The 21585-nt window shown below is 62.5% G+C and carries 25 protein-coding genes; 19 read left to right on the top strand and 6 right to left on the bottom strand.

Features of this window, described 5'->3' with window-relative positions:
- Positions 1-196 precede the first annotated feature (196 nt).
- The 4 genes from purL to grxD all read left to right on the top strand — a co-directional run bounded on the left by purL (position 197) and on the right by grxD (position 3385).
- Positions 197-2356 (top strand): phosphoribosylformylglycinamidine synthase subunit PurL, encoded by a 2160-nt coding sequence (gene purL, locus U3648_RS08530; RefSeq protein WP_420858810.1) that lies wholly within the window; start codon positions 197-199, stop codon positions 2354-2356.
- 74 nt (positions 2357-2430) lie between these two features.
- Positions 2431-2667 (top strand): BolA family protein, encoded by a 237-nt coding sequence (locus tag U3648_RS08525; protein WP_420858809.1) that lies wholly within the window; start codon positions 2431-2433, stop codon positions 2665-2667.
- Positions 2664-3023, top strand: coding sequence for a hypothetical protein (locus tag U3648_RS08520; RefSeq protein ID WP_420858808.1), 360 nt, complete (start codon positions 2664-2666; stop codon positions 3021-3023). The genes U3648_RS08525 and U3648_RS08520 overlap by 4 nt, the downstream gene beginning before the upstream one ends.
- A gap of 2 nt (positions 3024-3025) precedes the next feature.
- Positions 3026-3385, top strand: a complete 360-nt coding sequence (gene grxD / locus U3648_RS08515; protein ID WP_420858807.1) for a Grx4 family monothiol glutaredoxin — start codon at positions 3026-3028, stop codon at positions 3383-3385.
- A gap of 76 nt (positions 3386-3461) precedes the next feature.
- Here the strand turns inward: grxD and U3648_RS08510 are convergent, their stop codons facing one another.
- Together U3648_RS08510 and U3648_RS08505 are read right to left on the bottom strand one after the other, a co-directional pair.
- On the bottom strand, positions 3462-3845 hold the full coding sequence (locus U3648_RS08510; RefSeq protein ID WP_420858806.1) for a cell division protein ZapA: 384 nt from the start codon (positions 3843-3845) through the stop codon (positions 3462-3464).
- Entirely contained in the window at positions 3845-4396 is a 552-nt protein-coding gene (locus U3648_RS08505; protein WP_420858805.1) for a hypothetical protein, read from the bottom strand. Before U3648_RS08505 ends, U3648_RS08510 begins: the two co-directional genes overlap by 1 nt.
- 221 nt (positions 4397-4617) lie before the next feature.
- Between U3648_RS08505 and tkt the strand changes: the two genes are divergently transcribed.
- Both tkt and U3648_RS08495 read left to right on the top strand, forming a co-directional pair.
- Positions 4618-6636, top strand: a complete 2019-nt coding sequence (gene tkt, locus U3648_RS08500; protein WP_420858804.1) for a transketolase — start codon at positions 4618-4620, stop codon at positions 6634-6636.
- A 21-nt stretch (positions 6637-6657) separates the two neighbouring features.
- Positions 6658-7281, top strand: coding sequence for a DUF4329 domain-containing protein (locus U3648_RS08495; RefSeq protein WP_420858803.1), 624 nt, complete (start codon positions 6658-6660; stop codon positions 7279-7281).
- Between the two features lie 98 nt (positions 7282-7379).
- Here U3648_RS08495 and U3648_RS08490 read toward each other — a convergent pair whose 3' ends face one another.
- Entirely contained in the window at positions 7380-8354 is a 975-nt protein-coding gene (locus U3648_RS08490; protein ID WP_420858802.1) for a DUF808 domain-containing protein, read from the bottom strand.
- Between the two features lie 225 nt (positions 8355-8579).
- On the opposite strand from U3648_RS08490, the gene gap (U3648_RS08485) reads away from it, so the two are divergent.
- The 6 genes from gap (U3648_RS08485) to gap (U3648_RS08460) all read left to right on the top strand — a co-directional run bounded on the left by gap (U3648_RS08485) (position 8580) and on the right by gap (U3648_RS08460) (position 12557).
- Positions 8580-9584 (top strand): type I glyceraldehyde-3-phosphate dehydrogenase, encoded by a 1005-nt coding sequence (gene gap / locus U3648_RS08485; protein WP_420858801.1) that lies wholly within the window; start codon positions 8580-8582, stop codon positions 9582-9584.
- A 325-nt stretch (positions 9585-9909) separates the two neighbouring features.
- A complete protein-coding gene (locus U3648_RS08480) occupies positions 9910-10161 on the top strand; it encodes a PepSY domain-containing protein (protein WP_420858800.1) in 252 nt (83 codons plus the stop codon).
- A gap of 59 nt (positions 10162-10220) precedes the next feature.
- Positions 10221-10760 (top strand): cytochrome b/b6 domain-containing protein, encoded by a 540-nt coding sequence (locus U3648_RS08475; protein WP_420858799.1) that lies wholly within the window; start codon positions 10221-10223, stop codon positions 10758-10760.
- Positions 10757-11299, top strand: a complete 543-nt coding sequence (locus U3648_RS08470) for a helix-turn-helix transcriptional regulator (protein WP_420858798.1) — start codon at positions 10757-10759, stop codon at positions 11297-11299. Before U3648_RS08475 ends, U3648_RS08470 begins: the two co-directional genes overlap by 4 nt.
- A gap of 9 nt (positions 11300-11308) precedes the next feature.
- Complete coding sequence (locus U3648_RS08465) at positions 11309-11449, top strand: hypothetical protein (protein ID WP_420858797.1); 141 nt, start codon at positions 11309-11311, stop codon at positions 11447-11449.
- Positions 11450-11555: 106 nt separating this feature from the next.
- Positions 11556-12557 carry a type I glyceraldehyde-3-phosphate dehydrogenase gene (gene gap / locus U3648_RS08460; RefSeq protein ID WP_420858796.1) on the top strand — a complete coding sequence of 334 codons (1002 nt, stop codon included), beginning with the start codon at positions 11556-11558 and terminating at the stop codon, positions 12555-12557.
- 69 nt (positions 12558-12626) lie between these two features.
- On the opposite strand, the gene coaD is transcribed toward gap (U3648_RS08460), so the two are convergent.
- The 3 genes from coaD to U3648_RS08445 form a co-directional block, all read right to left on the bottom strand.
- Positions 12627-13118 (bottom strand): pantetheine-phosphate adenylyltransferase, encoded by a 492-nt coding sequence (coaD, locus tag U3648_RS08455; RefSeq protein WP_420858795.1) that lies wholly within the window; start codon positions 13116-13118, stop codon positions 12627-12629.
- 91 nt (positions 13119-13209) lie between these two features.
- Complete coding sequence (locus tag U3648_RS08450; RefSeq protein WP_420858794.1) at positions 13210-13644, bottom strand: CBS domain-containing protein; 435 nt, start codon at positions 13642-13644, stop codon at positions 13210-13212.
- A gap of 57 nt (positions 13645-13701) precedes the next feature.
- Positions 13702-14619 (bottom strand): LysR family transcriptional regulator, encoded by a 918-nt coding sequence (locus U3648_RS08445; protein WP_420858793.1) that lies wholly within the window; start codon positions 14617-14619, stop codon positions 13702-13704.
- Positions 14620-14752: 133 nt separating this feature from the next.
- On the opposite strand from U3648_RS08445, the gene U3648_RS08440 reads away from it, so the two are divergent.
- From U3648_RS08440 to mmsB, 7 genes are all read left to right on the top strand, one after another.
- Positions 14753-16252, top strand: a complete 1500-nt coding sequence (locus U3648_RS08440; protein ID WP_420858792.1) for a CoA-acylating methylmalonate-semialdehyde dehydrogenase — start codon at positions 14753-14755, stop codon at positions 16250-16252.
- Positions 16253-16348: 96 nt separating this feature from the next.
- Entirely contained in the window at positions 16349-16768 is a 420-nt protein-coding gene (locus U3648_RS08435) for a hypothetical protein (RefSeq protein WP_420858791.1), read from the top strand.
- 62 nt (positions 16769-16830) lie between these two features.
- The gene (locus U3648_RS08430) at positions 16831-17958 is read left to right on the top strand and encodes a carboxylate-amine ligase (RefSeq protein ID WP_420858790.1); all 1128 of its coding nucleotides are present in this window, start codon (positions 16831-16833) and stop codon (positions 17956-17958) included.
- 71 nt (positions 17959-18029) lie between these two features.
- The gene (locus U3648_RS08425) at positions 18030-18371 is read left to right on the top strand and encodes a cupredoxin domain-containing protein (RefSeq protein WP_420858789.1); all 342 of its coding nucleotides are present in this window, start codon (positions 18030-18032) and stop codon (positions 18369-18371) included.
- 77 nt (positions 18372-18448) lie between these two features.
- Positions 18449-19588: an acyl-CoA dehydrogenase family protein gene (locus U3648_RS08420; RefSeq protein ID WP_420858788.1), complete on the top strand. Its 1140-nt coding sequence runs from the start codon at positions 18449-18451 to the stop codon at positions 19586-19588.
- Complete coding sequence (locus U3648_RS08415) at positions 19585-20646, top strand: enoyl-CoA hydratase/isomerase family protein (RefSeq protein ID WP_420858787.1); 1062 nt, start codon at positions 19585-19587, stop codon at positions 20644-20646. The genes U3648_RS08420 and U3648_RS08415 overlap by 4 nt, the downstream gene beginning before the upstream one ends.
- Complete coding sequence (mmsB, locus tag U3648_RS08410; protein WP_420858786.1) at positions 20643-21512, top strand: 3-hydroxyisobutyrate dehydrogenase; 870 nt, start codon at positions 20643-20645, stop codon at positions 21510-21512. The genes U3648_RS08415 and mmsB overlap by 4 nt, the downstream gene beginning before the upstream one ends.
- Positions 21513-21585 lie beyond the last annotated feature (73 nt).

Raw genomic sequence — 21585 nt, 5'->3', positions numbered from 1 at the left:
AAGCCGATGATGCTGAAACGCTCATCAACTTCATACCTCCCTGTTGGACTTGCCGGGCCTTGTGCCCGGCAATTTTTTTTGTGCCAAAGCCTTGTGCACGGTGAAAAAACGCGCTGGTGCGGCGCCACGGCTCTTCCCCCCTTGGCCCGCTTGCCCTATTAGGGCGCCAATTCCAGCACAGCCCCGGGGGACCATCATGCAGGAACCGCAGATCACCGCTGATCTTATCGCCGCACACGGGCTCAAGCCCGACGAATACGACGAGATCCTGCGCATCCTGAACCGGGAACCGACCTTTACCGAGCTTGGCATCTTTTCGGCGATGTGGAACGAACATTGTTCCTACAAGTCATCCAAGAAATGGTTGCGCACCCTGCCCACCGAAGGCCCGCAGGTCATCTGCGGCCCCGGCGAAAACGCGGGCGTCGTGGATATCGGTGACGGGCAGGCCGTGGTCTTCAAGATGGAAAGCCACAACCACCCCTCCTACATCGAACCCTATCAGGGCGCGGCGACGGGCGTTGGCGGTATCCTACGCGACGTGTTCACCATGGGCGCGCGGCCGATTGCGGCGATGAACTCTCTCTCGTTCGGGGAAAAGGACCACCCCAAGACCCGCCAGTTGGTGCATGGCGTCGTCGAAGGCGTGGGCGGCTATGGCAACTGCTTTGGCGTCCCGACCATCGGGGGCGAGGTCCGGTTCCACCCGGCCTATAACGGCAACTGCCTTGTGAACGCCTTTGCCGCCGGTCTGGCCGACGCCGACAAGATCTTCTACTCCGCCGCCTCTGGCGTGGGGATGCCCGTGGTCTACCTTGGCGCCAAGACCGGGCGCGACGGGGTTGGCGGCGCAACCATGGCCAGCGCCGAATTTGACGACACAATCGAAGAAAAGCGCCCCACCGTTCAGGTCGGCGACCCCTTCACCGAAAAGCGCCTGATGGAGGCGACGCTGGAACTGATGCAGACCGGTGCCGTGATCTCGATTCAGGACATGGGCGCGGCGGGGCTGACCTGCTCTGCCGTTGAAATGGGCGACAAGGGGGGCTTGGGCATCCGGCTCGACCTCGACAACGTGCCGCAGCGCGAAGAGGGCATGACCGCCTATGAAATGATGCTTTCGGAATCCCAAGAACGGATGCTGATGGTGCTGCGCCCGGAAAAAGAGGCCGAGGCGCGCGCGGTGTTCGAAAAATGGGACCTCGATTTTGCCATCGTCGGCGAAACCATCCCCGAAGACCGGTTCCTTATCATTCACAAGGGTGAATGCATGGCCGACCTGCCGCTGGCCCGTCTGGCCGGCTCAGCCCCGGAATACGACCGGCCGTGGAACGAACCCGTGGTCAACGCCGACATGGACGACGTGCCGGGTGTCGACCCGATCGACGGGCTGAAGGCGCTGATCGCCTCGCCCAACTATGCGTCGAAGCAGTGGGTCTATGAACAATACGACAGCCGCGTGATGGGTGACACCACGCAGGCGCCGGGCCTTGGCGCGGGCGTCGTGCGGGTGCACGGCACCCAGAAATCGCTCGCCTTCACGTCGGACGTGACCCCGCGCTATGTCAAGGCAAACCCGGTCGAGGGCGGGAAACAGGCCGTGGCCGAAGCCTTCCGCAACCTTTGCGCGGTCGGGGCCAAACCCTTGGCCACCACCGACAACCTGAACTTCGGCAACCCCGAAAAGCCCGAGATCATGGGCCAGTTCGTCGGCGCGCTGCGCGGCATTGGCGAGGCCTGCCTTGCGCTGGACACCCCGATCGTGTCGGGCAACGTGTCGCTGTACAACGAAACCGACGGGCAAGGCATCCTGCCGACCCCGACGATTTGTGCCGTCGGCCTGATCTCCTCCCCCGAGGAACTGATCGCCGGGACCGCGCGGGACGGGCATGTTCTGTTGATGATCGGTGAAACCAAGGGTCACCTTGGCCAATCCGCCCTTCTGGCAGAGGTCTTCAACCGCGAAGACGGTGACGCGCCCCATGTGGACCTGAACGCCGAACGCAAGCATGGGGATTTCATCCGCGCCAACCACGCGCTGATCGACGCCTGTTCCGATATCGCCGACGGCGGGCTGGCGCTGGCCGCCTTCGAAATGGCAGAGGCCGCAGGTGTCGGCGTGACGGTGGACGCCGATGACACCCCGACCCTGTTTGGCGAGGATCAGGCCCGCTACCTGATCGCCTGTTCCTTCGACAAGGCCGAAGCCCTGATGACCGAGGCCGGCGCCGCGGGCGTGACAATTGCCACGGTTGGCAGCTTTGGCGGCGATAGGGTGCGTTTCGGCAGCAGCGAGGCCACGTTGGACGAGTTGTCCGCCATCTTCCGCGGCAGTTTTGAAGCCGCCTTCGGCTAGGCAACCGGGGCCGCCCCCTTGCGGCCCCTCCTGCCCCGCTCTACATCTGGGAAGAAGACGAGGAGAGCACCACGATGGCCATTACCGCCGAAGAGATCGAACACCTGATCCGCGAAAGTTTCCCCGATGCACAGATCACCGTGCAGGGCGACGACGGGGCGCATTTCGCGGCACTTGTGGTCGACGAGGGCTTTCGCGGGATGAACCGGGTGCAGCAGCAACGCGCGGTCTATGCCGCGCTCAAGGGCAAGATGGACGGGTCCAACGGCGAATTGCACGCGCTGGCCTTGACCACCAAAGCCCCCGAATGACATCAATCTCGCCTCTCTTGCCGGTGGCATTTGTCGGTATTGCTATCATTGTCATCCTCGTGCTGAAAACAGGCTTGGGGCCGTTTGCTTTGTTGAGCCGCGTCCTGAACGGTTCGCCTATTCACGATGAAGAAATCAAGAAAGAGCTGGGCATGGAAGCCACTGATCTTCAGAGCGTCAATCAGGAATTGAGACATGCCAGAAGGCTGGAAGAGCTCAATGGGGCGCGCCGTTCAGATATGGGCAAGAATGCCACAAGACATAACAGCTCTGCATTCACCCCGAAACGCCATCCGTCTTGGTCGGACTCCGTTCTGGATCGAGTAAATGGCCAAACTCGAAAGTCACAGGAATAGTCATGAGCGCTGAAGACCAGATCAAGGAAACCGTGACCGGCAACGATGTTGTGCTGTTCATGAAGGGCACCGCCTCCATGCCGCAATGCGGGTTCTCGTCCCGCGTGGCGGGCGTGCTGAATTTCATGGGGGTCGAATATAAGGACGTGAACGTTCTGGCCGACGAAGGCATCCGTCAGGGGATCAAGGATTATTCCGACTGGCCGACGATCCCGCAGCTTTACGTAAAGGGCGAATTCGTCGGCGGCTGCGATATTGTCACCGAAATGACCCTCTCGGGCGAGCTAGACCAACTGTTCGAACAGAACGGCGTCGCCTTCGACAAGGAAAAGGCCGACCAGATCCGCGCGGCCAACCAGTAAATCAAGCGCTGAAACGGTAAGTTATTCGGGGGGCTTTGGCCCCCCGTTTTCGTTTATGGACAGTCGATCCGGGCCCTCAGCCTTCGACCCGTTCCTCGATCTCGTCCGCAAGGGATTCCGCCCGCGCGGCCAGTTCGGCCAGCGTTTCGGTTAGAGACGCGGGCACCACTGGCACCTCGACCTTCTGCGGATTGTCACGGAGCCGGGTCGCCTCGGCCATGGCCTCCGCCGCGCGGGCCTCTGCCTCGCGCAGTTTGTCTTCCAACCCGGCGGTCTTGTCGGCCAGCATCAGCCCCGCCATCAGCAGCATCCGCGATTCCGGCATCCGCCCAATTTGCGAAGACAGGGCGGCGGCCTCGGTGTCCAGCATGGCGGCGGCGGCGTGCAGGAATTGCTCTTCGCCCTCTTGGCAGGCCACCTCGAAACTGCGGCCCCCGATCCTGATTTCCACGTGCGGCATCAGCTTGCCCCCTCTATCAGCGGCCGAAGTTCATCCAGCACGGCGTCCACTTCGGTGGCGTCTGCCTGCCGAAGCGCGCGCAGCGCCTCCAGTTCGGCGGCCATGGCGCGGTTGATCAACTCCGGCTCGGTGATCCCGTCCTCCAGCGCCTCGCGCAGGCGGCCATTGTTGGCGCGCAACTCTGCGTTCACCTCGCGCAGGCGGTTGATGTCCTTTTCGAACCGGGCCAGCTTGGCAAGGTTGCCTTCGGCCGCGGCCTCAAGTTCGGCCACCCGCCCGTCCTGCCGCGCTTTCAGGGCCTGAACCCGTTCTTCCAGCTGCGCATTGGCAAGCCTCTCTTCCTCCAGCTTCTTCTCAAGCTCGGCCACGCGTGGGTCCGGCCCGGCCGCGACGGGCGCGGCGACGGGGTCCGCGTCTTGCGGGTCTTGGGGCCAGTGATCGGCGGGCTCCGCATGCTCCGTCTGGACTGGCCGCGTCAGCCGCTCTGCACTGTATCGGATCCGGTCAAGCGCCGCGGCAATCCTGCTTTCGAAATCTGAAATCTCGCTCATCTGCCTGTCCTTGATGCCCGTTTATCGTCGGCCCACATCGCCCAGCGTCGACAGGGCCGAATCGAACCGCTTTTGAAAAGCCTATGCGATCCCCCCCAGCCCCGCAAATATCCCGGCATATTCGCCCATTGCGGCATCAGGGCAGCCCTCTGCGGCTTGATCTTGCGCCCTTGCCTGCTATGACGCTTTCGACATTTTGCGATCCAGCAGAGGAACAGCCCGTGGATATTGCCACCCTGCGCACCGCGCACCCCGATCATTGGATGAAAGCCGCCGCCATCCGGACGCTCACGCTTGATGCCGTGGCCGCCGCAAACTCTGGCCACTCCGGCATGCCGATGGGCATGGCCGATGTGGCGACGGTTCTGTTCGAAAAGCACCTGCGCTTTGATCCCAAGGCCCCGAACTGGCCGGATCGTGACCGGTTCATCCTGTCCGCCGGCCACGGGTCCATGCTGCTCTATTCGCTGCTCTATCTGACCGGCTACGAAGACATCACGCTCGACGAGATCAAGAACTTCCGCCAGTGGGGCGCCAAGACGGCCGGCCATCCGGAATACGGCCACGCCCGCGGCATCGAAACCACCACCGGCCCGCTGGGTCAGGGCATCGCCAATTCGGTCGGTTTCGCCATCGCCGAGGCCAACCAGCGCGCCCGCTACGGCAAGAAGATCGTCGATCACTACACCTATGTCATGGCCGGGGACGGCTGTCTGATGGAAGGCGTGAGCCAGGAAGCCATCGGCCTTGCCGGGATGCAGGAACTCGACCACCTGATCGTCTTCTGGGACAACAACAACATTACCATCGACGGCACCGTCGACATTTCCGACAAGACCGATCAGGTCGCCCGCTTCAAGGCGTCCGGCTGGCATGTTCAGGAAATCGACGGCCACGACCCCGAAGATATTGACGCCGCGATCACCGCCGCCAAGGCCGATCCGCGTCCGTCGATGATTGCCTGCAAGACCCACATCGCCCTTGGCCACGCCGCTCAGGACACATCCAAGGGGCACGGCGCCCTGACCGATGCGGCCCAGCTGAAGGCCGCGAAAGAGGCCTATGGCTGGCCCTACGGCCCGTTCGAGATCCCGGCAGAGGTCAAGGCCGGCTGGGAAGCCATGGGTGCCCGTGGCGCCGGTGCCCGCGCCGCATGGGAAGCGGAATTCCAGACCCTGTCGCTTAGCCGTCAGGCAGAATTCAACCGCGCCTACGCCGCTGAGGCCCCGAAGAAGCTGGCCTCGGTCGTGCGCAGCCTGAAAAAACAGGTCGCCGAGGAGCAGCCCAAGGTCGCGACCCGCAAGTCGTCGGAAATGGCGCTGGCGGTGATCAACCCGGTGATGAAGGAAACCATTGGCGGGTCGGCGGACCTGACCGGGTCCAACAACACCAAGACCGCGGATATGGGCGTCTTCCACCCGACCGACCGCAAGGGCCGCTATGTCTATTACGGCATCCGCGAACACGGGATGGCCGCGGCGATGAACGGCATGGCGCTGCACGGCGGCACCCGTCCCTACGGCGGGACGTTCATGTGCTTCACCGACTACGCCCGTGGCTCGATGCGCCTGTCGGCCCTGATGGGGGTTCCTGTCACCTATGTCATGACCCATGACAGCATCGGCCTTGGTGAAGACGGCCCGACCCACCAGCCGGTGGAACATCTGGCCATGCTGCGCGCCACGCCGAACACGCTGGTGATCCGGCCCGCCGATACGGCTGAGACCGCCGAAGCCTGGGAAATCGCGATGACCCAGACCTCGACCCCGACGGTTCTGGCCCTGTCGCGGCAAAACCTGCCGACCGTGCGGACCGAATACAAGTCGCAGAACCTCGTGTCGCGCGGTGCCTATGTTCTGGCCGAAGCCACCGGCAAGCGTCAGGTGATCCTGATGGCCACCGGCTCCGAGGTCAGCATCGCGCTCAAGGCACGCGAGGCGCTCGAGGCCCATGGCATCGGCACCCGTGTTGTCTCTGTCCCCTGCATGGAACTCTTCGCCGCGCAGGACGAAGCATATCGCCGCAAGGTGCTGCCCGCCGGGCCGGTCCGCGTCGCCATCGAGGCGGGCGTGCGTCAGGGCTGGGATGCGCTCTTGCTCGGGGAACGCGGGCGCGAGGCCAAGGCCGGTTTCATCGGGATGGAGGGCTTTGGCGCCTCTGCCCCCGATACCGTTCTTTATGAAAAGTTCGGCATCACCGCCGATGCGACCGTCAACAAGGCCAAGGCCCTGCTGGGCTGAACCTGAACAAAGGAAAGCGCGATGATCCGGACCTTAGCCCTAACCGCGCTTTCCGCCTTTGCCCTTGCGGCATGCGATGCCAACACAGTTGGCGGACCAGCACCGATTTCCCCGAAAGGCGAAATCGTTGAGAACCGCCCGACCGGCGGACAGTTTCAGCCACAACGCCGTATCCCCGTTCCGAACCCGCCCGAAGCGGCCGCCGCCGCCTTTGCCCGGTCGTTTCTTGACGAATTGCAGTGGGTGTCGATCCGCGACCAGCGGGAATATTGCGGCTACTTCATCGTGAACCCCGACGGCAGCTTTGCCGCGTCCCCGCCGGTGCGCGGCACCTTCGCCAGCTGCGACTATTCCATCCCGGACGATCCGCGCATCTTTGCCAGCTACCACACACATGGGTCATTCTCGATCGCCTATGATAATGAAGTTCCGTCTGTCGCGGACCTTGAAAGCGATTTCGATTTCGGGATGGATGGCTATATCTCGACCCCCGGCGGGCGGATCTGGCACGTCGACTATGCCACAAGGACAGCCCGGCAGGTCTGCGGGCTGGGCTGCGTCTACCGCGACCCGATCTGGCGCCCCGTGGAAGAGGGCAATGTCGCGCAGGTCTATACCGTCAATTCGTTGATGGCGCGGAACTAGGACGTCCTAGGAAAACCTGAATCACCTAGATCTGCCTGAAATGATAGATTTCATTGCGTTGCATCATGCCTGTTCCATCAGGTCCTTCGTCACGCGCTCTAATGCGCGGCGGGTTTCCCGCTGAACCGCGCCATGACGGGCCCGATCACACGGGTCACCACCGGGATCAGCAAAAGGCCTAGCGCCAATCCGATCACCCCGTCGCTGAAGGCTGTCACCGCCCATGAGGCGAACCCCTGCCAGGATGCGGACACGCCATGCGCCGCCACCTCGGCCCAATGGTGGATCGTTTCATAGGGCCACGCCCAGAGGTGGGTCACTTCCAGCCCATGCACGATGATCGACCCACCGACCCACAGCATCGCCACCGTGCCGACGATGGACAGGACCTTCATCAGGCGCGGCATCGCCTTGACCAGCCCCCGGCCAAGGTTCTGGCCGAACCGGGTGCGGGCGGTCGCGGCGGTATAAAGGCCGATGTCGTCCATCTTCACGATCAGCGCGACCGACCCGTAAACGACCAACGTGATCGCCACGGCCACGACAGCCAGCGTCGCCGCCTCCATCCAGAAGCCATCCGCCTCGATTGCCGACAGGGTGATGGTCATGATCTCGGCCGAGAGGATGAAATCGGTCTTGATCGCGCCCTTTACCCGTTCTTCTTCCAGATGGGCCGGGTCCTTGACGTCAAGGTCCGCCTCAACATGGGCGTCGCCATGGGGGAACAGCCAATGAAACACCTTCTCGGCGCCTTCGAAACACAGGTAGGCCCCGCCCAACATCAACAGCGGCATCACCATCCAAGGCGCGAAGGCGTTCAGGATCAGAGCCAGCGGCAACAGAATCACCAGTTTGTTGAACAGCGACCCCTTGGTGATGCGCCAGATGATCGGCAGTTCACGCTTGGCATCGAAGCCGTGGACATATTTCGGGGTCACGGCAGCATCATCAATGACGACACCAGCCACCTTGGACCCCGCCTTGGCCGCCATTCCGGCCACGTCATCCACGCTCGCCGCCGCAACCTTTGCAATTGCCGCCACATCGTCCAGAAGCGCCAGAAGTCCGCTCATGTCCTGCCCCTCATACCTCTACCGTCACCTTTCCTAACGCGACTCACCCCTGACGCAAGCCCAAACTCTTTGTGCGCATGTTCGCGCTAACCGTTAGCGCACACCTGTGACCGATTGGACCTGTTACCGTTAACATATTGGCAGGATTGAATTTTATTCTTTGCACATGCGGCATGACCGACTAACGAGGCCCCAACCTAAGGCATGCTCGAAAGGACGCCCCCAATGACCGTCACCGTCGGCATCAATGGCTTCGGCCGCATCGGACGCTGCACCCTCGCCCATATTGCGGAAAGCGCCCGCAATGATGTGCAAGTGGTCAAGATCAACGCCACCGGCCCGATCGAGACCAACGCCCACCTGCTGCGCTACGACAGCGTGCACGGCCGGTTCGGCGGCGATGTCCGGGTCAACGGCAACACGATGGACCTTGGCCGCGGCCCGATCGAGGTGATGTCCACCTACAACCCCGAGGAACTGGACTGGTCCGGGGTCGACGTGGTTCTGGAATGCACCGGCAAATTCAACGACGGTAACAAATCGAAGGTCCACCTGGATCGCGGCGCGAAAAAGGTGCTGATCTCGGCCCCGGCCAAGAACGTGGGCCGCACCGTCGTCTACGGCGTCAACCACCGTGATCTCCTGCCCGAAGACGGGATGGTGTCGAACGGGTCCTGCACCACCAACTGCCTTGCCCCGCTGGCGAAGGTGCTGAACGACGCCATCGGCATCGAAAGCGGGCTGATGACCACCATTCACAGCTACACCGGCGACCAGCCGACGCTGGACCGCCGCCACAGCGACCTGTACCGCGCCCGCGCCGCCGCCATGGCGATGATCCCCACCTCCACCGGGGCCGCAAAGGCCCTGGGCGAGGTTCTGCCGGAACTTGCGGGCAAACTGGACGGCACCGCCATGCGCGTCCCCACCCCGAACGTCAGCGCCGTGGACCTGACCTTTGTCGCGGGCAAGGACGTGACCGTGAATGACGTGAACGAAATCGTGCGCGAGGCCGCATCGGGCTACATGGGCATGGTCATGGCCTATGACCCGGAGCCGAAAGTGTCGATCGACTTCAACCACACCACCCAATCTTCCATCTTCGCCCCCGACCAGACCAAAGTCTCGGGCAAGCGGCTGGTCCGGGTGCTGGCATGGTACGATAACGAATGGGGCTTCTCGGCCCGGATGGCCGACGTCGCCGCCCATATGGGACGTCTTGGCGCGTAATATCTCGCGACTTTCGCCTAAACCTATGCAATAGGCTCCTGCCCCGGTTCCCCGCGGCAGGAGTTTTCATTTTGACGGCGTCACACTGTGCGGCGCTGCCAGCGGCACAATGCCGCCGAAACAACGCACGCCGAGCCGAGCCATACCAGAAGGTCAGCTGCTTCGGCGGTTTTTCTCTGAACCTGGGTTTGAGGCCCCTAAACCGTCGTGATGCCCCGCCCGGCCTAAACCTTGGACGAATGGTCTGTCGGTGTGACGACGCAAATCCTTGGTCCCGACGGTGCACCAATCCGGTGCCCGCACATCGTGAAAAAGGACCAACGCAATGAAGAAACTTATCCTCGCCCTCGCCCTGATCGTGCCTGCCAACTTTGCCCTTGCCTCGGGCGCTGAGCCGGTTCTGACCGACGAAATCCGCACCCAGATCACCGAACTGATGGTCGCCGACGGCTATGAAGTCCGCCAGATCAAGACCGAAGATGGTTACTTCGAGGTCTATGCCCTCAAGGATGGTGAACAGTTCGAACTGTTCCTCGATGCCGACTTCAACATCGTCGACCGCGCGGACAACGATTGATCGGGGAAACCGGGTCGGGCCCGCCCCGGCCCGGCCTGCCATCTGAAAGGACAGAAGTCATGACCAAATACCGCATCTGGGATCCGTTCGTCCGGGTCTTTCACTGGACCGTTGTCGTGTGTTTCGCGGCCAACGCCCTGTTCACGAATCCCGAAAAGGACCTTCACGAAACCCTTGGATACATCGTCGTGGGGCTGGTCGGCGCCCGGATCCTGTGGGGATTGGTCGGACCTCGCTTTGCCCGCTTCTCGAGCTTCTGGCCAACCCGCGCCGGGGTTGTCGGGCAAATGGGGGACATGGCGACAGGGCGCACCCGGGTTCACCTTGGGCATACGCCCCTTGGTGCGTTGATGATCCTGAACCTTCTGGCTGCCATGCTGGTGATCGGAGCGACCGGCTATATGATGACCACCAACGCGTATTTCGGGATCGAATGGGTCGAAGAAACCCACGAGGTCTTTGTCACCTGGGCCGAAATCTCGGTCGTGGCGCATGTCGTCGCCGTCATCTGGGAAAGCCGCCGCACCGGTGTCAATTTGCCTCAGGCGATGATAACAGGTGTCAAGTCCGTTCCGGCCAATGCTACGATTGCGGAATGAAAACCCCGATTTTCGACAGGCCCCTGTTTGTTTCGCTCCTGATCGTGGCGCAGGCCCTTTGCGCCGCTTTCTTCCTGTTCGACGTGGTCGCGGATGGGTTTGAAATGGGGCTGGCTGGGTTCTTCACCAGCCACTTCGGCATCGAATTCATCGCAGTGGTTGCCCTGATCGCAGGCATCCTGTTCGAAATTCGGGTTCTGTCAGGGATGCTGCAACGCACGGCCCATCTTGAACGGCAGGTGTCGCAGGCCTCCAAGGCGCTGCACGAGGTGATCGAGGCGCATCTTGACCGCTGGGGGCTGACGCCGTCGGAACGGGATGTGGCCCATTTCACGATCAAGGGCCTGTCGATTGCCGATATCGCCCGTCTGCGCGGATCGGCCGAGGGCACGATCAAATCGCACCTCAATGCGATCTATCGCAAGGCCGGGGCCAGCAATCGCGGCGAACTGCTGGCGCTGTTGCTGGACGATCTGATGGACTATCGCTCTGACCCCGACCCAACTGTAGGGCTATCGGCGCAGACATCACCGCGCTAGAACCGACGCATGACCACTCGTCTTGCCCTGATCCTTTTCGTCTTGCTGATTGTGGCGATCTTTATCGACCACCGCAGCGGGGCCGAAATCGGCCTGCAATTTGCCCGTTGGGGCGTTTCCCTGATCGAATATCTGAAATTCTGGCGCTGATCCCCGCCGATCTGGCCCGTATGCCCGATAAAGGCGGTTGACCTTTCCGCTTAAATCGCAATGTTAGCGCCAACATCCGACATCACCTCCCGGAAAGGAGACCGACATGGCCGTCAAGGTTGCCATCAATGGATTTGGACGCATCGGGCGGAACGTGCTGCGCGCTATCATTGAATCGGGCCGCACCGATATCGAAGTGGTCGCGATCAACGATCTGGGTCCGGTCGAGACCAACGCCCACCTGCTGCGCTACGACAGCGTGCACGGGAAATTTCCGGCGAAGGTCACGACAACTGAAACCACCATCGACGTGGGCCGTGGTCCGATCGCGGTGACGGCCATCCGCAACCCCGCCGACCTGCCCTGGGCCCATGTCGACATCGTCATGGAATGCACCGGAATCTTTACCTCCAAGGAAGCCTGTCAGGCGCACCTTGAAAACGGCGCCAGCCGGGTTCTGATCTCTGCCCCCGGCAAGGACGCGGACAAGACCATCGTCTACGGCGTGAACCACGACACGCTGACGAGCGACGATGTCGTCGTGTCGAACGCCTCCTGCACCACCAACTGCCTGTCGCCGGTGGCCAAGGTGCTGAACGATGCCATCGGCATCACCAAGGGCTTCATGACCACGATCCACAGCTACACCGGCGACCAGCCGACGCTGGACACGATGCACAAGGATCTGTACCGCGCCCGCGCCGCCGCCCTGTCGATGATCCCGACCTCGACCGGTGCGGCCAAGGCCGTGGGTCTGGTGCTGCCGGAACTTAACGGCAAACTGGACGGCGTGGCGATCCGCGTCCCCACCCCGAACGTGTCGGTCGTCGACCTGACGTTCGAAGCCGCCCGCGCCACAACCGTGGAAGAGGTGAACGCCGCGATCATCGCCGCCGCCGACGGCCCGCTGAAGGGCATTCTTGGCTATACCGATGAACCGCTGGTCAGCTCGGATTTCAACCACGACCCGCATTCCTCGGTCTTCCATCTGGATCAAACCAAGGTTCTGGACGGCAACATGGTCCGCATCCTGACGTGGTATGACAACGAATGGGGCTTCTCCAACCGGATGAGCGACACCGCCGTCGCCATGGGAAAGCTGATCTGACCTGATCACGAAACATGAAGAAAGGCCGCCAAGCGATTGGTGGCCTTCTTTCTTTTCAAGATCCCACTTTCACCGAAGGCGGGAAATCAACGCCTCGCGCACGGCCGGGGTGACGAATTTCGACACGTCCCCGCCAAGCCGGGCGATCTCCTTGACCAGTTTCGAGGCAATCGCCTGATGCCGGGCTTCGGCCATCAGGAACACGGTTTCGATGGATGAATCGAGCGCCCGGTTCATGCCAACCATCTGATATTCATATTCGAAATCGGCCACGGCCCGCAGACCGCGGATAATGACCGACGCACCAACATCATTGGCGCAGTCAATCAGCAGGTTTTCGAAAGGGTGCACGACGATCTCGCATCCAACTTCGGCCCCGATGGGCACGACCTCTTGCTCGATGAAGGCCACCCTTTCTTCCAGATTGAACAACGGCCCCTTGTCGCGGTTGATCGCCACGCCGATCACCAGCCGATCCACCAGCGAACAGGCCCGCCGGACGATGTCGATATGGCCCAGCGTGATCGGGTCGAATGTGCCGGGGTACAGGCCAATACGCATGATCTTCCTTTCAGCGACGCGGTGCTGATGCGCACGCAACATTATTGCGCGCTCTTTTGCAAGTGCGGCATTGGCCTGCGCTGACGCGCGGTCAGTGACCCATGATCATTCCTTCAAGGGCATTGCGCTCCATCGCCAGCTCTTCCAGCCGTCCCTTGACCACGTCACCGATGGAAATCAGGCCGACCATTTCGCCGTCGCGCATCACCGGCATATGGCGGAACCGCTTCTCGGTCATGACCCGCAGAATCGCCAGCGCGGTCTGGTCTTCCGTCGCGGTGATGATCTTGGCGGTCATGATACCGCTGACAGGCTCCTCCAGAACCGGGGCGCCGCGCTTGCCCACCTCGCGCACCACGTCACGTTCCGACAGGATGCCATCAAGGCTCTTGCCGTCCTTGGACACCACCACGGTCCCGACCCGGTTGTCCGACATCACCTTCAGCGCGTCCTGCACCGAACTGTCGGGGGTGACAGACAAAATTCCGGCATTGGCTTTCGCTTTCAGGATTTGCTGAACAAGCATGATGGGGCTCCTTGACCTTCGTTATGGGTCCAGCGTCCCCCCGTCCGGCCCATCCTGTCAAGCATTCAAATGATCACGGCCCTCTGGGTCGAAGGCGTGGGCCTCCAGCCGGGCGACCTCGGCCCGGACGCCGGTGGCCAGTGCGGTCGCGAACCGGTTCAGCCGGTCGTTGCGCCGGTCGGCGGCATGCCGGACAAGGTAGAAGGACCGCGTCAGGGCAACATCCTCCGTCAGGACAAAGCGCAATTCCGTCGCCACCGGCATGATGAAATCATGGATGAACCCGACACCGCCGCCTGCCCGCAACATCATCGCCTGCACCGCAACCGAATTCGATGCCATCTGCACGCCCCCTGCCCCAAGGTCGCCCAGATAGTCGAGTTCCCGGTCAAAAATCATGTCGGGGATATAGCCGACCGTCGGCACGCCCTTCAGGTCCGCCATGGTCCGGATATTGACGGCAATATCGGCGTGGGCGGCCAGATGCAGGTGATAGTCGGTCAGTTTCTGCACGGTCAGCCGCCCGGCCTCGGGCGGGCTGACGGTGATGGCCATGTCCGCCTCGCGCCGGGACAGGTTGATGACGCGCGGCAGGGCAAGGATCTGGATTTCCAGCCCCGGATTGTCTTTCTGGATCGCGGCGCAGACCTGCGGCAGGATGTAATTCGCGCTGCCATCCGGGGCGCCGATGCGGATCTGGCCGGTCAGGCCCTCGGTCGTCTTCTGACCTTCATCGAAGGCCAGTTTCATGGTTTCCTCGGCCTCGGCCGCGCGGTCCCGCATCCGTTCGCCCAAATCGGTCAATGCGTAGCCCTGCGGCGATTTCAGGAACAGCGCCGCGCCAAGGTCATCCTCCAGCCGGGCGATCCGGCGGCTGACCGTGGCCGGGTCCATCTTCAGAACCGGCGCTGCCGACGACAGGCTTTCGGCCCGCGCAACCGCAAGAAACACCTTCAGATCGTCCCAATTCGGCATGCACCCTCATTTTGCAATAACGCAAGACCGTTTTGAAAACCTAGCGCTTCTACCGGGAAATTTGCAAGGCTATAAAGAGCGCAGTTTTCATCGCCCGCCATCCCGCGCGGGCGCACCCAATGGGAGGATACCGATGCGTGAGATCGGACATTTCATCGACGGTAAGGTCGTCAGCGGCACCTCGGGCCGGACGGCGGACGTCTTCAACCCGGCCACGGGCGAAGTGCAGGCGCAATGCGCCATGGCCAGCGCCGCCGAAACCAATGACATCATCGCCCGCGCGGCGGCGGCTCAGGTCGCCTGGGGCGCGACCAACCCGCAGAAACGCGCCCGCGTGATGATGAAGATGGTCGCGCTGATGAACCGCGACATGGACAAGCTGGCCGAAGTTCTGTCCAGCGAACATGGCAAGACCATCCCCGACGCCAAGGGCGACCTTCAGCGCGGGCTGGAAGTGATCGAATATTGCATCGGCGCGCCGCAGATGCTGAAAGGCGAGTTCACCGACAGCGCCGGCCCCGGCATCGACATGTATTCCATGCGCCAGCCGCTGGGCGTGGTCGGGTCGATCATGCCCTTCAACTTCCCGGCCATGATGCCGCTGTGGCACGTCGGCCCGGCGCTGGCCTGCGGCAATGCCGTGGTCCTGAAACCGTCCGAGCGTGACCCTTCGGTCCCGATGATGCTGGCCGAACTGTTTGTCGAGGCCGGGCTGCCCGAAGGCTGCTTCCAGGTCGTCAACGGCGACAAGGAAGCGGTGGACACCATCCTTGACAGCGACATCATTCAGGGAGTGTCCTTCGTCGGCTCCACCCCGATCGCACAATATATCTACAGCCGCGCAACCGCGACCGGCAAACGCGCCCAGTGCTTTGGCGGCGCCAAGAACCACATGATCGTCATGCCCGACGCGGACATGGATCAGGCCGCCGACGCGCTGATCGGCGCGGGCTATGGCGCGGCGGGCGAACGCTGCATGGCCATTTCGGTCGCTGTGCCCGTGGGCGATGAAACCGCTGACCGGCTGATCGAAAAACTGGTGCCCCGGATCGAGGCGCTGAAGGTCGGCCCCTATACCGCAGGAAACGATGTGGACATGGGTCCGGTCGTGACCGCCGCGTCGAAGGAACGTATCCTTGGACTGATCAATTCGGGCGTGGAACAGGGTGCAACCCTTGTTGTCGACAATCGCGACTTCAAACTTCAGGGCTACGAAGACGGGTTCTTTGTCGGGCCGCACCTGTTCGACCATGTCACCACCGACATGGACATCTACAAACAGGAAATCTTTGGGCCGGTCCTGTCGACCGTCCGCGCCAAGACCTATGAAGACGCGCTGAAGATGGCGATGGACCACGAATACGGCAACGGCACCGCGATCTTTACCCGCGATGGCGACACCGCCCGCGATTTCGCGTCCCGCGTCAACATCGGCATGGTCGGGATCAACGTTCCGATCCCGGTCCCGCTGGCCTATCACACCTTCGGCGGCTGGAAGAAATCCATGTTCGGCGACCTGAACCAGCATGGGCCAGACAGCTTCAAATTCTACACCCGGACCAAGACGGTCACCTCGCGCTGGCCGTCGGGGATCAAGGAAGGCGGAGAGTTCAACTTCAAAGCCATGGACTGATCTTCCATCGCAAAACGTGGAGCGGCCGCAACCTTACGTTGCGGCCGCTTTCGCTTTTAGGTTGATTATGGCGGCAAATACTGGAACCCCTAGGGTATGGCTGTCACCTATAAGATTCACCCCGATCTACATCTGGTTTGCGTCACCTACAGTGGAGAGGTGACGCCGGATCAATACCTTGCGTCCTTCGATGCCTACCTGAAGGACCCGGATTTTGCGCCCGATCTGCGCATCCTGATGAACATGACCGCCGCTACCGGTTTCGACATAGATTTCAAATCAATGTTCAACCTTGTGCTGCACCAGATCCCCTATTACGCGGATCGCCCCCAAGGCACCCGTGCCGCCATTATCGCCCCCGACGATCTGTCTTTTGGCATCGGGCGGATGTATCAAAGCGTCTCGGACGGACAATTGCCGTCCGACCTTGCCGTGTTCCGCACCACGCAGGAGGCGTTTGATTTCCTTGGGCTGGCCCCGGATGAATCCCTGTTGCAGCCTTCGACAGTCGACTGACCTTGCTTGCCCGATCCGGGCGCATCTGCTCAACTGTCTGAAAGCCACGACAGGAGCGCCCCATGCAGGAACCGGATTTCACCCTTGGGATCGAAGAGGAATACCTGCTGGTGGACCTCGACAGCCTGCAACTGGCCCAGGCGCCCGAAGGTCTGATGGAGGCCTGCGTGGCCGAGTTGGAAGGACAGGTCAGCCCCGAATTCCTGCAATGCCAGATCGAGATCGGAACCCGGGTTTGCGGCACCATCGGGGATGCCCGCGAAGACCTGCGGCGGCTTCGGTCGACTGTGGCGCGGGTGGCGAAGACCTACAACCTTGCCCCCATCGCCGTGTCCTGCCACCCCTCTGCCGATTGGAAGGACCAGCACCATACCCGCAAGGACCGCTATGACAGCCTGCAACGCGATCTTGGCGGGGTCGTGCGGCGGATGCTGATCTGCGGGATGCATGTGCATGTGGGGTTGGGGGACAATGACCTGCGGGCCGACCTGATGCGGCAATTGTCTTATTTCCTGCCGCACCTTCTGGCCCTGTCCACCTCCTCCCCCTATTGGCAGGGGCGCGATACCGGGCTGGCCAGCTACCGGATTTCGGTCTTCGACAACCTGCCCCGCACCGGCCTGCCGCCGCAGTTCGAAAGCTGGGGGGAATATGACCGGTCGGTTTCGGCCCTTGTCGATCTGGGCATCATCGAAGACAGCTCCAAGATCTGGTGGGACCTGCGCCCCTCGGCACGCTTCCCCACGCTGGAGGCGCGGATTTGCGATGTTCAGCCCCGTTTGGAACATACCCTGTCCCTTGCCGCCGTGATCCAGTCGCTGACCCGGATGCTGTGGCGCCTGCGGATGAAGAACCAGCGCTGGCGCATCTATGACCGATTCCTGATCGGCGAAAACCGCTGGCGGGCGCAACGCTATGGCGTGACCGAGGGGTTGATCGACTTTGGCCGCGCTGAGATCGTCCCTTTCCGCGAATTGATGTCCGAGCTGATCGAACTGGTGGCCGAAGACGCAGGCGTCCTGCGCTGCGCGACCGAGTTGGAACAGGTCATGGGCATCGTCGAAGGCGGCACCAGCGCCGAGCGCCAGCGGGCCGTCTGCGCGGCTGCAGAGGCACGGGGCGCGGATCATGACGGGCAGATGCGATCGGTGGTGTCCCACCTGATCAAGGAATTCCACGCCGACCTGTGACCCTCACGAAAAGGTTCCGGTGCGCGCGATACGATCTGTGCTAGGCTGGCAGGATCAACAGGAGGATCATCATGCCACGCCTGACCAGACGCACTACACTTGCCCTTTTGTCCGCCGCCCCGATTGCCGCCCTGTCCGGCACCGCCCGCGCTGCATCGCACGCCATGACCCACGAGGTGATGATCGAGGGCTTTGCCTTTGCCCCCGACGACCTGACCATCGGCCTCGGCGATACGGTCGTCTTCACCAATCGTGATGGCGCCCCACATACCGCGACCGCCAGTGATGGCAGTTTCGACACCGGCCGCCTGAATCGCGGCGACAGCGTCAGCCTCACCTTCGAGGCCGAGGGAACATTCGACTACATCTGCCAGTTCCACCGTTCGATGAAGGGCAAGATCACAGTCAGTTAGCGCTGCCACCCCCTTGCAAGGATGGCGGGCCTCCGGCATAAATTGAACAAGCGTTCATTTGCTGACGGGAGGCCGCAATGGATTTCGCCCTGACCGAGGAACAGGAAGCCATCGTTGACATGGCCCGCGCGTTCGGTGCTGACCGGATCGCGCCAAACGCGCGAGACTGGGAGGCCGAGGGCACGATCCCGAAAGAGCTTTGGCCCGAAATCGGGGAACTGGGCTTTGGCGGACTTTACGTCTCCGAAACGTCCGGCGGCTCTGGCCTGTCGCGGCTGGACGCCACGCTGGTGTTCGAGGCCCTGTCGATGTCCTGCGCCAGCGTCGCGGCCTTTCTGTCGATCCACAACATGTGCGCCAAGATGCTCGACGATTTCGGCTCGGACGAGATCAAGGCGCGGTTCCTGCCCAAGGCCCTGACGATGGAGAACGTGTTTTCCTACTGCCTGACCGAACCGGGCAGCGGGTCAGATGCCGCTGCACTGCGCAGCCGCGCCGAAAAGGACGATCAGGGCTACCGCCTGACCGGAACCAAGGCCTTCATCTCGGGCGGGGGCTATTCCGACGCCTATATCGTCATGGCCCGTACCGGTGCGGACGGCCCCAAGGGCATCAGCGCGCTGGTCATCGAAGACGGCACGCCGGGCCTGTCCTTTGGCGGGCTGGAACAAAAGATGGGCTGGAAATCGCAACCCACCCGACAGGTCCAGATGGATGACTGCCCCGTCCCCGCAGGCAACCTGCTGGGCGAAGAGGGCAAGGGCTTTGCCTATGCCATGAAGGGGCTGGACGGCGGCCGCCTGAACATCTCGGCCTGCAGCCTTGGGGCGGCACAGGCGGCGCTGGACGCCACGCTGGCCTATATGGCCGAGCGCAAGGCCTTTGGCCAAAGCATCGACCAGTTTCAGGCCCTGCAGTTCCGGCTGGCCGATATGGAGATCGAGCTTCAGGCCGCCCGCACCTTCCTGCGGCAGGCCGCATGGAAACTTGACATGGGCGCGCCGGATGCGACGAAATTCTGTGCCATGGCCAAGAAATTCGTGACCGAGGCCGGAAGCCGCATCGCAGACCAATGCCTTCAGCTGCACGGCGGCTATGGCTATCTTGCTGACTATGGCATTGAAAAGATCGTCCGCGACCTGCGGGTCCACCAGATCCTGGAAGGCACGAATGAAATCATGCGGATGATCGTCGCCCGCCAAATGGTGGCCAGATGAGTGAAGACATCCTGATCCGAAAAGACGGGCGCGCGGGCCGGATCACCCTGAACCGACCCAAGGCGCTGAACGCGCTGACCTATGACATGTGCATGGCCATCGACGCCGCGCTGAAGGACTGGGCGTCGGACGACGATGTCGCGCTTCTGGTGATTGACGGGGCCGGGGACAAGGCGTTCTGCGCGGGCGGTGACATTGCCGAAATGTATGCCACCGGCACGGCGGGCGACTATTCCTACGGGCGACAGTTCTGGCGCGATGAATACCGGATGAACGCGCAGCTGTTCGAATTCCCGAAGCCCGTGGTCAGCTTTCTGCAAGGGTTCACGATGGGCGGCGGCGTCGGCGTCGGCTGCCACGGATCGCACCGGATCGTCGGGGAAACATCCAAGATTGCCATGCCCGAATGCGGCATTGGCCTGTTGCCGGACGTGGGCGGCACGCTTCTTCTGGCCCGCGCACCGGGACGGATCGGCGAATACCTTGGCACCACCGGCGACCGGATGGATGCGGGCGACGCGATCTTTGCCGGCTTTGCGGATTACTTCATCCCCGAGGTGGACTGGGACGCCCTCAAGACCGACCTCTGCCAAACCGGCGACTGGGAGGCGGTGGACCGTGCCGCGCGCCCTGCCCCCGCCGCGCGGCTGGCCGAGTGGCAACCGCTGATCGACGACTATTTCGGCGGCGAAACGCTGGGCGATATCTGGCGCGGGCTGCCCGCCGAAGACGACTGGCCCGAACCCATCCGGCACGCGATGAAACTGATGGACCGCAACGCGCCCTTGGCCATGGCCGCGGCGGTCGAATGCGTCCATCGGGCCCGGATCAGGGACGACATGCGCACGGCACTGCGGCAGGAATACCGTTTCACCCACCGGTCGATGGCACAGGGCGACTTCCTTGAAGGGATCCGCGCCGCCATCATCGACAAGGACCGCAGCCCCAAATGGGCCCACGCAGATTGGCGGGCCGTGCCCGGTGGGGACGTACACGCCATGACCGGCCCGTTGGGACCGGACGAATTGACGTTTGACGATGAAAGGAACGGCGCATGAAAATCGGCTTCATCGGACTTGGAAACATGGGCGCGCCGATGGCGCAAAATCTGATTGCCGCTGGTCACGAGGTGACGGGGTTTGACCTGGCAGCCCGCCCCGAAGGGATGCCCATGGCCGCCCGTGCGGCAGAGGCCGCCAAGGGGGCCGATGTTGTCATCACCATGTTGCCCAATGGCGCGATCCTGCAATCTGTCGCCGCCGAAATCCATCCGGAGATGGCGGCAGGCGCCGTGCACCTTGATTGTTCAACCGTGGATGTGGACAGCGCTCGTGCTGTGGCCCGCGCCGCCGAAACGGCCGGGTTGATGGCGGTCGACGCGCCGGTCTCGGGCGGGGTCGGCGGCGCTGCGGCGGGCACACTGACCTTCATGGCAGGCGGCCCGGCCGCTGCCTTCGACAAGGTCAAGCCGCTGTTCGACATCATGGGGCAAAAGGCCGTGCATTGCGGCGATGCCGGCGCCGGTCAGGCTGCAAAGATCTGCAACAACATGATCCTCGGCGTCACCATGATCGCCACCTGCGAGGCCTTCGCGCTGGCTGACAAGCTGGGCCTCGACCGGCAAAAGATGTTCGATGTGGTCTCGACCTCCTCGGGCTACAGCTGGACCATGAACGCCTATTGCCCGGCCCCGGGCGTCGGCCCCACCTCGCCCGCCGACAACGGTTACAAACCGGGCTTCGCGGCAGAGCTGATGCTGAAGGACCTCGGGCTATCGCAAATGGCCGCCGAGGCGGTGGACGCAGACACGCCAATGGGGGCCGCTGCGCTGACGCTCTACCGGCAATTCGTCGAAGACGAAGACGGGCGCGGCATGGATTTCTCAGCCATGCTGCCCCGGTTCGAAAAACGCGGTCGCGGTTAGGTTTGGTGACCTAGTCACTGACAGGCACACAGCAAAGATTTAGGATGTATCCATAATCTGAACTGGAGGATGG

Origin of the sequence: Marivivens marinus (genome assembly GCF_035969385.1) — a bacterium.
GTDB lineage: Bacteria > Pseudomonadota > Alphaproteobacteria > Rhodobacterales > Rhodobacteraceae > SELP01.
The sequence above is the reverse complement of the archived record's forward strand: the minus strand, read 5'-3'. Positions and strand labels throughout refer to the sequence as shown.

Bases quoted from the DNA above. Each gene is read 5' to 3' on its own strand.
- purL (WP_420858810.1), top strand. From the start codon at position 197: ATGCAGGAACCGCAGATCACCGCTGATCTTATCGCCGCACACGGGCTC.
- U3648_RS08525 (WP_420858809.1), top strand. From the start codon at position 2,431: ATGGCCATTACCGCCGAAGAGATCGAACACCTGATCCGCGAAAGTTTC.
- U3648_RS08520 (WP_420858808.1), top strand. From the start codon at position 2,664: ATGACATCAATCTCGCCTCTCTTGCCGGTGGCATTTGTCGGTATTGCT.
- grxD (WP_420858807.1), top strand. From the start codon at position 3,026: ATGAGCGCTGAAGACCAGATCAAGGAAACCGTGACCGGCAACGATGTT.
- U3648_RS08510 (WP_420858806.1), bottom strand. From the start codon at position 3,845: ATGCCGCACGTGGAAATCAGGATCGGGGGCCGCAGTTTCGAGGTGGCC.
- U3648_RS08505 (WP_420858805.1), bottom strand. From the start codon at position 4,396: ATGAGCGAGATTTCAGATTTCGAAAGCAGGATTGCCGCGGCGCTTGAC.
- U3648_RS08495 (WP_420858803.1), top strand. From the start codon at position 6,658: ATGATCCGGACCTTAGCCCTAACCGCGCTTTCCGCCTTTGCCCTTGCG.
- U3648_RS08490 (WP_420858802.1), bottom strand. From the start codon at position 8,354: ATGAGCGGACTTCTGGCGCTTCTGGACGATGTGGCGGCAATTGCAAAG.
- gap (WP_420858801.1), top strand. From the start codon at position 8,580: ATGACCGTCACCGTCGGCATCAATGGCTTCGGCCGCATCGGACGCTGC.
- U3648_RS08480 (WP_420858800.1), top strand. From the start codon at position 9,910: ATGAAGAAACTTATCCTCGCCCTCGCCCTGATCGTGCCTGCCAACTTT.
- U3648_RS08475 (WP_420858799.1), top strand. From the start codon at position 10,221: ATGACCAAATACCGCATCTGGGATCCGTTCGTCCGGGTCTTTCACTGG.
- U3648_RS08470 (WP_420858798.1), top strand. From the start codon at position 10,757: ATGAAAACCCCGATTTTCGACAGGCCCCTGTTTGTTTCGCTCCTGATC.
- U3648_RS08465 (WP_420858797.1), top strand. From the start codon at position 11,309: ATGACCACTCGTCTTGCCCTGATCCTTTTCGTCTTGCTGATTGTGGCG.
- gap (WP_420858796.1), top strand. From the start codon at position 11,556: ATGGCCGTCAAGGTTGCCATCAATGGATTTGGACGCATCGGGCGGAAC.
- coaD (WP_420858795.1), bottom strand. From the start codon at position 13,118: ATGCGTATTGGCCTGTACCCCGGCACATTCGACCCGATCACGCTGGGC.
- U3648_RS08450 (WP_420858794.1), bottom strand. From the start codon at position 13,644: ATGCTTGTTCAGCAAATCCTGAAAGCGAAAGCCAATGCCGGAATTTTG.
- U3648_RS08445 (WP_420858793.1), bottom strand. From the start codon at position 14,619: ATGCCGAATTGGGACGATCTGAAGGTGTTTCTTGCGGTTGCGCGGGCC.
- U3648_RS08440 (WP_420858792.1), top strand. From the start codon at position 14,753: ATGCGTGAGATCGGACATTTCATCGACGGTAAGGTCGTCAGCGGCACC.
- U3648_RS08435 (WP_420858791.1), top strand. From the start codon at position 16,349: ATGGCTGTCACCTATAAGATTCACCCCGATCTACATCTGGTTTGCGTC.
- U3648_RS08430 (WP_420858790.1), top strand. From the start codon at position 16,831: ATGCAGGAACCGGATTTCACCCTTGGGATCGAAGAGGAATACCTGCTG.
- U3648_RS08425 (WP_420858789.1), top strand. From the start codon at position 18,030: ATGCCACGCCTGACCAGACGCACTACACTTGCCCTTTTGTCCGCCGCC.
- U3648_RS08420 (WP_420858788.1), top strand. From the start codon at position 18,449: ATGGATTTCGCCCTGACCGAGGAACAGGAAGCCATCGTTGACATGGCC.
- U3648_RS08415 (WP_420858787.1), top strand. From the start codon at position 19,585: ATGAGTGAAGACATCCTGATCCGAAAAGACGGGCGCGCGGGCCGGATC.
- mmsB (WP_420858786.1), top strand. From the start codon at position 20,643: ATGAAAATCGGCTTCATCGGACTTGGAAACATGGGCGCGCCGATGGCG.